This window comes from uncultured Oxalicibacterium sp. (assembly GCF_913776015.1).
GTDB lineage: Bacteria > Pseudomonadota > Gammaproteobacteria > Burkholderiales > Burkholderiaceae_D > Oxalicibacterium.
Genome location: NZ_CAJYMD010000021.1, coordinates 1 through 7,995 on the forward strand (window position 1 = coordinate 1; position 7,995 = coordinate 7,995).

General features: G+C 57.1%; 7 protein-coding genes and 2 pseudogenes. 2 read left to right on the top strand and 7 right to left on the bottom strand.

Annotation, left to right across the window (positions count from 1 at the left end; translation table 11 throughout):
* A pseudogene (locus QZ725_RS03070) lies at nucleotides 1-142 on the top strand (gamma-glutamyltransferase); the annotation flags it as partial.
* On the opposite strand, the pseudogene QZ725_RS03075 reads toward QZ725_RS03070, so the two are convergent.
* From QZ725_RS03075 to QZ725_RS03100, 6 genes and pseudogenes are all read right to left on the bottom strand, one after another.
* Nucleotides 124-363, bottom strand: a pseudogene (locus QZ725_RS03075) (gamma-glutamyltransferase); the annotation flags it as partial. The pseudogenes QZ725_RS03070 and QZ725_RS03075 overlap by 19 nt on opposite strands.
* Nucleotides 364-593: 230 nt before the next feature.
* The gene (locus QZ725_RS03080) at nucleotides 594-1,151 is read right to left on the bottom strand and encodes a DUF1097 domain-containing protein (protein WP_293776174.1); all 558 of its coding nucleotides are present in this window, start codon (nucleotides 1,149-1,151) and stop codon (nucleotides 594-596) included.
* Nucleotides 1,152-1,182: 31 nt separating this feature from the next.
* On the bottom strand, nucleotides 1,183-2,493 hold the full coding sequence (locus QZ725_RS03085) for an amidohydrolase family protein (protein ID WP_293776175.1): 1,311 nt from the start codon (nucleotides 2,491-2,493) through the stop codon (nucleotides 1,183-1,185).
* Between the two features lie 289 nt (nucleotides 2,494-2,782).
* Nucleotides 2,783-3,421, bottom strand: coding sequence for a response regulator transcription factor (locus tag QZ725_RS03090; protein WP_293776176.1), 639 nt, complete (start codon nucleotides 3,419-3,421; stop codon nucleotides 2,783-2,785).
* On the bottom strand, nucleotides 3,418-4,512 hold the full coding sequence (locus QZ725_RS03095) for a PAS domain-containing protein (protein ID WP_293776177.1): 1,095 nt from the start codon (nucleotides 4,510-4,512) through the stop codon (nucleotides 3,418-3,420). Before QZ725_RS03095 ends, QZ725_RS03090 begins: the two co-directional genes overlap by 4 nt.
* 65 nt (nucleotides 4,513-4,577) lie before the next feature.
* The gene (locus QZ725_RS03100; protein ID WP_293776178.1) at nucleotides 4,578-5,990 is read right to left on the bottom strand and encodes a patatin-like phospholipase family protein; all 1,413 of its coding nucleotides are present in this window, start codon (nucleotides 5,988-5,990) and stop codon (nucleotides 4,578-4,580) included.
* Between the two features lie 220 nt (nucleotides 5,991-6,210).
* Between QZ725_RS03100 and QZ725_RS03105 the strand changes: the two genes are divergently transcribed.
* Complete coding sequence (locus tag QZ725_RS03105) at nucleotides 6,211-6,546, top strand: hypothetical protein (protein ID WP_293776179.1); 336 nt, start codon at nucleotides 6,211-6,213, stop codon at nucleotides 6,544-6,546.
* A gap of 354 nt (nucleotides 6,547-6,900) precedes the next feature.
* Here the strand turns inward: QZ725_RS03105 and QZ725_RS03110 are convergent.
* A partial coding sequence (locus QZ725_RS03110; RefSeq protein ID WP_293776180.1) for a UdgX family uracil-DNA binding protein occupies nucleotides 6,901-7,995 on the bottom strand: 1,095 nt, incomplete at its 5' end.

Genomic DNA, 7,995 nt, shown 5'->3' on the forward strand with positions numbered 1-7,995 from the left:
GGTCTTGCGCGATGGGGGCAATGCGATCGAAGCGGCGATTGCGATTGCAGCCTGCCTCAACGTGACTTACCCGCATTTCACGGGTTGCGGTGGCGATGCGTTCATGATCATCAGCGATCGCAATGACAAGGTACGTACCTTGCCATTGCGATCGCTGATGATCATGAACGCATCGCCACCGCAACCCGTGAAATGCGGGTAAGTCACGTTGAGGCAGGCTGCAATCGCAATCGCCGCTTCGATCGCATTGCCCCCATCGCGCAAGACCTTCTGCCCGGCCTGCGTAGCCAGTTCATGCGGGCTGGTCACCATGCCGCGATTTGATGTCGCCAGCCCGGCCGGTATGTTTTGTTCACGCGCCATGGGAAGCCCCGTTACCGAGCCCAGCGCCATTGCGCTGGAAGCCGTCAGAAAATTGCGGCGTGTCATTTCGGATAAAAATGGTTGGTCCATCGGACTCTCCTTGTTGTTTCAAACGATTCATGTCTGCATCTCCGGCATCGAGGCGCATTCCGGCGAGGTAACGAAATGGCATGGCACACGATGGTGCAGAGCAGCGCCCAGGTAGCCCACGCGGCTCTCGCCATCTGTCATCAGAGTTTGTGTCCCGCGCGTACCTCACTTCCGTGCACCTTGGCTGGAAACGTGTTTTCCAGCGGCGCATGGCGATGCGAGAAGTTGGCCGTAATCCATGCATAGAGCGGACCGATGGCATTCATGACGATGACGATGCCAAGCGCGGCGAGCGGGTCTTTGGGTACCGGGCCGAAGCCGCCGAACATGGTGGCGAAAAACGAGGCGAAGCCGAAAAACATGCCTGGAATGAAACCGAGGCCCGGCAGCCGTGCGAGCAGCATCATGCCGGCGTTCAGACAGAACAGCACAACCATCTCCGCTACCACCAGCGCCGAACCTGAAAAATGCTGGGCTGCGATGCCAAAGCCGGTGACGACGAGAAAGCCGGCAATCGAACCGATCGGCAGCGTCGGCCAGATGCGGCGTAGGTTGGCCGCAGATGGCCCACCCATCGCAAAGGTACCGGCCCAACTGATGAAAATGGCCCATACCGGCAGATGCCAGGGCAACTGCACCATCAGCACCGTGGTAACGGCCAGCAAGGATGCGACGACTTCGTGTGGGGGCTTTTTCATGTTTGTCTCCTGATCTCTGTTTTGCGTCTGCTTATGCAGTTTTCTTGTGCGTGTGATGTTGGGTGCCTTCGTGGTCATGACCGCAGCAGCCGCGACCGTGAATCTCGCAGTGGTAATGCGTGGTCACCGTGACCTTGCCGCGCTTGATGACCCACGAGCGCGGCGGCATGTCGAGCAGTACATCGGCCACTGCGTACGTGTCGAGCACCACAAGATCGGCCTGCTTGCCAACCGCAATGCCGTAATCGCGGCCGATACCGATAGAACGTGCTGCGTTGACGGTTCCCATTTCCAGAATCGCTGCCTGATGTGCAGGTGTCCCGTACGAAATCGCATGCGCCAGCATGCTGCCGATTACCAGCATGTCGGCCTTGCCGAATGGCGTAAAGGCATTGCGAATGTTGTTGGAGGAATACGCAACGTTGACGCCTCCCTCGTGCAAGGCACGCACAGGTGTCAGTCCGCGACGGCGGTTCTTCGTATCGTTGCGCCCGCCCAGATACAGATCGGTTGCCGGCAGCGTGACCATGCTGATGTCGGCTTGTTGCAGCAGTGCGATGATGGGTTCCAGCTGTTCCGGTTCCAGTGAACCGAGACTGGTCACGTGCCCGAGCGAAACGCGGCCGACATAGCCGGTATCGATGGTCTTTTGCGCAATGTAGGCGGTGGCAGCGAAGCGCTGGTCCGTGCATTCGTCCGAAAAGTCGGCATGCATGTCGACCGGCAGATCATGTTTCTGCGCAATCTCGAACACGATATCGATATGGCGCTTGGTGTCGTCCCACGACAATTCGTTGTAAGGGCAACCTCCCACCACATCGGCACCCATACCGATGGCCTGCTCCATCAATTCGGTCGTTCCCGGCGATTTCAGAATACCTTCCTGCGGAAAGGCGACAATCTGGATATCGATCAGTTCACGGTATTCATCCTGCAACTCGCACAGTGTCTCGACACCGATCAGTCCCTGAATCAGATCCACATCGGGATGCGCGCGCATCGCGACCGTACCGTTGCGCACGGCCATGTCGAGCACTTGCCGCGAACGAGCCAGCACATCATCCCGCTCCTGCTTGCCCTTGAGAATACCGGTGATACGAATTGCTTCGTCCAGCGTGCCTTGAATCGGTGGCATGCGGCGATGCAGAAAGGCTTTTTCGAGGTGCATGTGCGGCTCGACCAGACCGGGAATCACGGCTCGTCCGGCAGCATCGATCTCTTGCGTCGCCGATCCGTCAAAGCCTTCTTCGATTGCTACTATCCTGCCGTCCTTGATGCCGATATCCATGAGGGGTGCGTCGTCCCGGATGCGGGCATGGCGTACGATCAGATCCATCTCCATCTTGCTCTCCTTGTTCAACTTCGTTTGTTGCATCGTGCGACCTGCTCGATGCAAGATTTCCTGCGCAAGTGGAGCAAAGCTCCCCTGCATCTCGTTATGGAAACGCACCTATCCGAAAGTCATACATTAGAGCAACATTCTGCGCACATCAAAATGCCGTGCAGCGAACGCGTCACGGCATGCCGGAAAGCGGTTTCATGAGTTCAGCATAGAGAGGAAGTGCAACAAGGGGAATCAGGATCGTCTGATTCCCGTCTAGGGATTTTCCTAGAAGCGCATAACTCAGCGACTAGCCGTCGTTGATAAGGCCGTGCTTGAGCGCGTAATGGATGAGGTGCGCGGTGGTCGTCGCATCCAGCTTTTGCAGGATGGCTGCCTTGTGGGTGCTGACCGTCTTGTTGCTGAGCGCCAGAATGCGTGCAATTTCATTGACCGATTCGCCAGTGACGAGCATGTTGAAAATCTGGAATTCGCGTGCGGTCAGACGCGTATGCGGCAGCGCTTCTTCCTGCCGGTGCAACTGGCGAATCAGCTTTGCCGAAATCTCGGGCGAAACAAAGGTGTCACCTGACGCCACCTTGCGAATGCCCTCGATCAATTGGCTCGAGGCCGTGTTCTTCGTGATGTAACCGGCCGCGCCGGCACGCATTGCCTGCACCGCATACTGGCTTTCCTGATGCATGCTGAGAATCAGGATCGGCAGGGCGGGATAGCTGGCGTGTATCTGCTGGATCAGGGCAATGCCACTGCGTCCCGGCATTGACATGTCGAGCAATAGCAAATCGACTGCCGTAGTGCGCACCATCTGCAGCACTTCGTCGCCGGTAGCGGCTTCACCGACGACCTGCATGTCGGGCATGAAGGAAATGATTTGCTTGAGGCCATCGCGGATGATGGCGTGATCGTCGGCAATCAGCAGGCGAATCATGATGTGCTTTCCGTATCGGGCCGAATTGATGCATCCGGCACGCCCCTGAAATCCAGCGCATACGGCAGGATGACATCGATACGCGTGCCTTCCCCCGGTGCGCTGTGAATCTGCAACTGCCCGCCCAGCATGAGCGCCCTTTCACGCATCCCCATCAGCCCCAGGCTGTTGTCGCGCGAGATGCCGGCGGCAATGCCGCAACCGTTGTCCGCAATGTGCACCTGCAACTCTCCAGCTCCGGCCGCGACTGTAATGACGACATGTGTGGCGCGGCTGTGACGGCTGACATTGGTCAAGGCTTCTTGCAGAATGCGGAAGATGGCCGTGCTGATCTCGCGTTCGCACACCGATAACGCAGGTGGCAGATGCAGTTCGCACACAATGCCTGTACGCTCGGCAAAGGTATCCACCAGCCATTCGATGGCGACCGGCAAACCCAGCTCGTCGAGTATCGGTGGGCGCAAATCGGCAGCGATGCGCTGCACGGATTCGATCGTGGAAGCGGCTAGTTCCTGCAATTTTTCGAGGTGCCGCTGCATGGTGGCGGACTGCATGTCCGACTGACTGGCTGCCACATCGAGTCCCAGACGAATCGCCGTCAGCGATTGTCCCAGTTCATCGTGCAGTTCCCGCGCAATACGCGTGCGTTCTTCCTCGCGTATCGATTGCAGATAGGCAGACAACTCGCGCAACTGGCTGCGGGATTCAAGCAATGCCTGTTCGGCCTGCTTGCGATCCGTGATGTCGCGCGAGATGCCTGTGGTGCCAATCGTCTCGCCATGTGCATTGCGAACTGGCGTCTTGATGGTATCGTACCAGCGCAATTTGCCATCGGCACCCTGGCGCTGCTCTTCATAGCGCATGCGTTGCCCGCTTTCCATCACATGGCGATCGCTGCCGATGTACTTTTCGCCCCAGTCGCGCGGCCAGACCTGATCAGGCGTTTTGCCGACGATCTGCTCTTCAGACAAGCCACAGGCAGCCATGAAGGCATCGTTGACGTGGATATAACGTGACTCACGATCCTTGAGCCAGGCTTGATCGGGAATGTTGTCGAGAATGGCTTTTTGCAGATTATCGTCATTGCCCATGCCACCCTCCTTCCCGATCCGTGATGGATAACTTGCCCATCGATGCGTCGCATCGCTCCGATGGCTTACTGCGCCGTTGTCGTATTGCTTCGTTGTGCCGCCAGATCCTTTAGCAAGCGCTGAAAATCCGGTGAATCCTGCAACAACTGGGTTGCGGCCTGGCGCAACTCAAGCACCGTTTTCCTTGGAAGATACAGCGAGGTCGGTACATTGAGCAAGGCGTTACGATAGACCTCATCGGCAAGATTCTTGAGCGTGACGTTGATGTAATACATGTGCAGTGGTGCACGCCCTTCCTTGTCCGCATCCACTTTTGCCATGTCGCGCCAACGTTCGAATGCACTTTGCATCACGCGTTCGGATTCCTGCGTGTAACGCGCGATCGGAATATCGCTGATCGCCCGGACCACTTCGCGGAAACCCGGCACATCGGCGCTGTGATCGATCGAATGATCGGGATCGTTCTGCGCATTCACGACAACGAGAACGAATTTGTTGGCTTCATCCAGCCGAAAATCGCGTCGCACTTCATCGCTGCCCATCACGGCTTCCATATCCAGCAGACCTCGAATGCTCAGATTATCGGAGAGACCACCATCGAGCAGATGAATGTAAGGACGCTTGTCGCGGTCGAGATAGCTCTGCATTTCCAGACTCCGCAAGCGCGATGCCGCTTCCATTCTGGTACGCGGCGTCGATGCGATGGCTTTCTGTACGGGTTCCGGGAGTTGGTAACCGCAGGTTCCCGCGTAATTCCACAAGGTAACCGGCGAAAAGACCAGCGGTACGGCACTCGATGCCGCGACCGCACGTGCAATCGGGAACGTACTCAAATCCGAACAGATCAGATTGAAGGTTTCCTGCATGAAGTCGAAACGGCTACCGGTCGACATATCGGTTGCGCTGATGATGACCAGCGGCCCCTTGCGCTGCCTGGCCATATCACCAAACGTCGCCTTGTCGAACAACGCTTCATCGAGCTGTTCCTCCAGCAGATCGGAACGACCAAAGCGCGGTGAAGTCAATCGCCACTGATTGGAGAGCGAGATCACACGGCTGACGATCTTGTCCTCAAAATCCATGCTCAGGAAACGGCTGTCGAAATCCTTCAGCACATCATCGCCATGCAAACCGTAATACGCCGCCAGAATCGATCCGCCCGACACGCCATAGACCAGATCGACTTCATCGAACAGGCGCATGGCTTTGCCATTGTTGACGAAGCGGTTGCGCGCAAACTCTTCCAGCACGCCATATCCCAAAGCCGCAGAACGTGCGCCGCCACCGGAAAACATCATCACCATGAAGATGCGCCCCTCACCCGGGTCGAGATTTGCGGAAGCAACGCTGTAGCCGCGATCCGTTTGCTGCAACGGCAGGGGATCGTTGACGCGGTAATGCACCAGACTGCAACCGCTGACTGCCAGCCCGATGCATGCGATAAACAGGGCATGCCAGAAGCGAGAAAGAGATTGCATGTCGTGATCCGTCAAAGAATTCAGTAATTTCAGGAAATGATGCTGGGCAAGGGGCGCATTATATCCAGCCATCATTCTGCGCGGAAACACATCTGGCCGTAACAACCCGTTACACATTTCGCGCATGTCATCGTCAACGTTTTCCTTTGACCTCTCGTTATTGGCAGTACGAGTTGCAAACAATTCGTACAACTATCAACTTTCAAAGAGAGAGCACACAATGAACAAACTGATCGCTACCCTGGTTGCTTCCCTGTTCGCTTCTGCTGCGTTCGCGCAAGCACCTGCTACTCCAGCCACGCCTGCAACCCCGGCATCGCCCGCCGTCGTCAAAGCGGAAGCGAAGGCTGACAAGAAAGTGACCAAGGCAGAACACAAGGAAGCTAAGGTTGAAGCAAAGGCTAATGCCGATGTCGCCAAGGCAGATGCAAAAGCCGAAGCAGACAAAGCCAAGGCACATGCAAAAGCTTCGAAAGAAAAAGCCAAGGCACACGCTGATACCAAAGAGAAAAAAGCTGAAGCCAGCGCAGATGTGAAAGCATCGGTCGGCAAGTAAGCGGCAATCAAAAGACAGGCAATGCCTGTCTTTTTTTGTTTGATCAACGCATCGGTGCGATCATGCCTGCTCCGATGCGTCTCTTCGTTAACGCGATACAAGTCCATGGCCGGGAGTCGCCGCGACTTCTATTGCTCGTGCGCGAGCGAGCGGAATTGTCTTGCATAGCGATACCTGATCGATGGCAGCAGAGCGCCATCGCCCTCATGCGCTGACATACTCAGCTTTTTTTCTCAAGAAATGTTGTCGTGATTGGTGCCCGTGTTACGCATTCACTGTCAGCGGTACGATTGCTGATTCAACCTTCTGCAATATTCCGGTTTACAGTATCGGCCGGTACTCGACTGCGACAGTTCAACTTCTGTCATCCTGAATCGCGCCATCACGCGCGTTTTGCAAAGCCTCTACCAAATCATCAAAAGCCGACTGTTGTCGCGCACGATCAGCGGTTCGCAGAATGAAGGACGGGTGCCAGGTTGGCACGACCATGCAACTGCCTCGTCGTAAAATTGTTCCGGCCACCGCCTGCATGGTAATGCGCGGCGCATGCATGACCGATTTGAGTGCCGTACTGCCGAGCGTGACGATGACCACGGGATCGCATTCGGCAATTTCCTGTTCCAGCCACGTCATGCAGGCATCGATTTCCAGTTGTGCCGGCGTCTTGTGCAGACGTCGCTTGCCGCGTGGCTCCCATTTGAAATGCTTGACGGCGTTAGTCACATACACCGTCTCGCGCCCAATGCCAGCCTGCGCCAGCGCACGATCCAGCAACTGCCCTGCCGGCCCGACGAAAGGCAAGCCGGCCAAGTCTTCCTGATCGCCCGGCTGCTCACCCACCAGCATGATGCGCGCCTGTTTCGGCCCCACACCCGGCACCGCTTGCGTAGCGTGGCACCACAGATTGCAGCGTCGGCAACTTTCCAGTGCATGTGCCGCGGCACGTTGCGGTTGCGCCTCTTCAGCACGAATCTGCACCGCAACACCGCGTCGCGCCCCAACCGTTTCGGTTTGTGCGGTCCGCTGTGCCCCGGCAGCCGCATGGCTGATCAGCTCGGGAATCAGGCGCGCTTCCGGCATGTTCTTCCAATAGCGCACAGGCATATTCAGTTCCATCACCTGCGTGTTCAGGCGCGCAGGATTGAAGGTGCTACGGTAATAAGTCAGCCATAAACGCTCGCCGGCGTCATCGATATCGAGCGGCCCCTGTGCAGAAGGTGGCCCGAATTGCAAACGCTTGCCATCCCATGCCGCTGTCGCCTCGGGCGTGGCAATCAGCCAGCTTGCATACCCCATGCGCCGCGCGAAATGCGAGGCAGCCTGCGGCAGCACATCGTGCGCGGGCTCGAACCAGGCAACAAAACGCGGATCGCCAGCACCTTCCGGCCGTTCACGAAACCGCAGGAAGGCATGCATCTTGTGGATTTCGCGCCCGATTGTCTTGAGCAT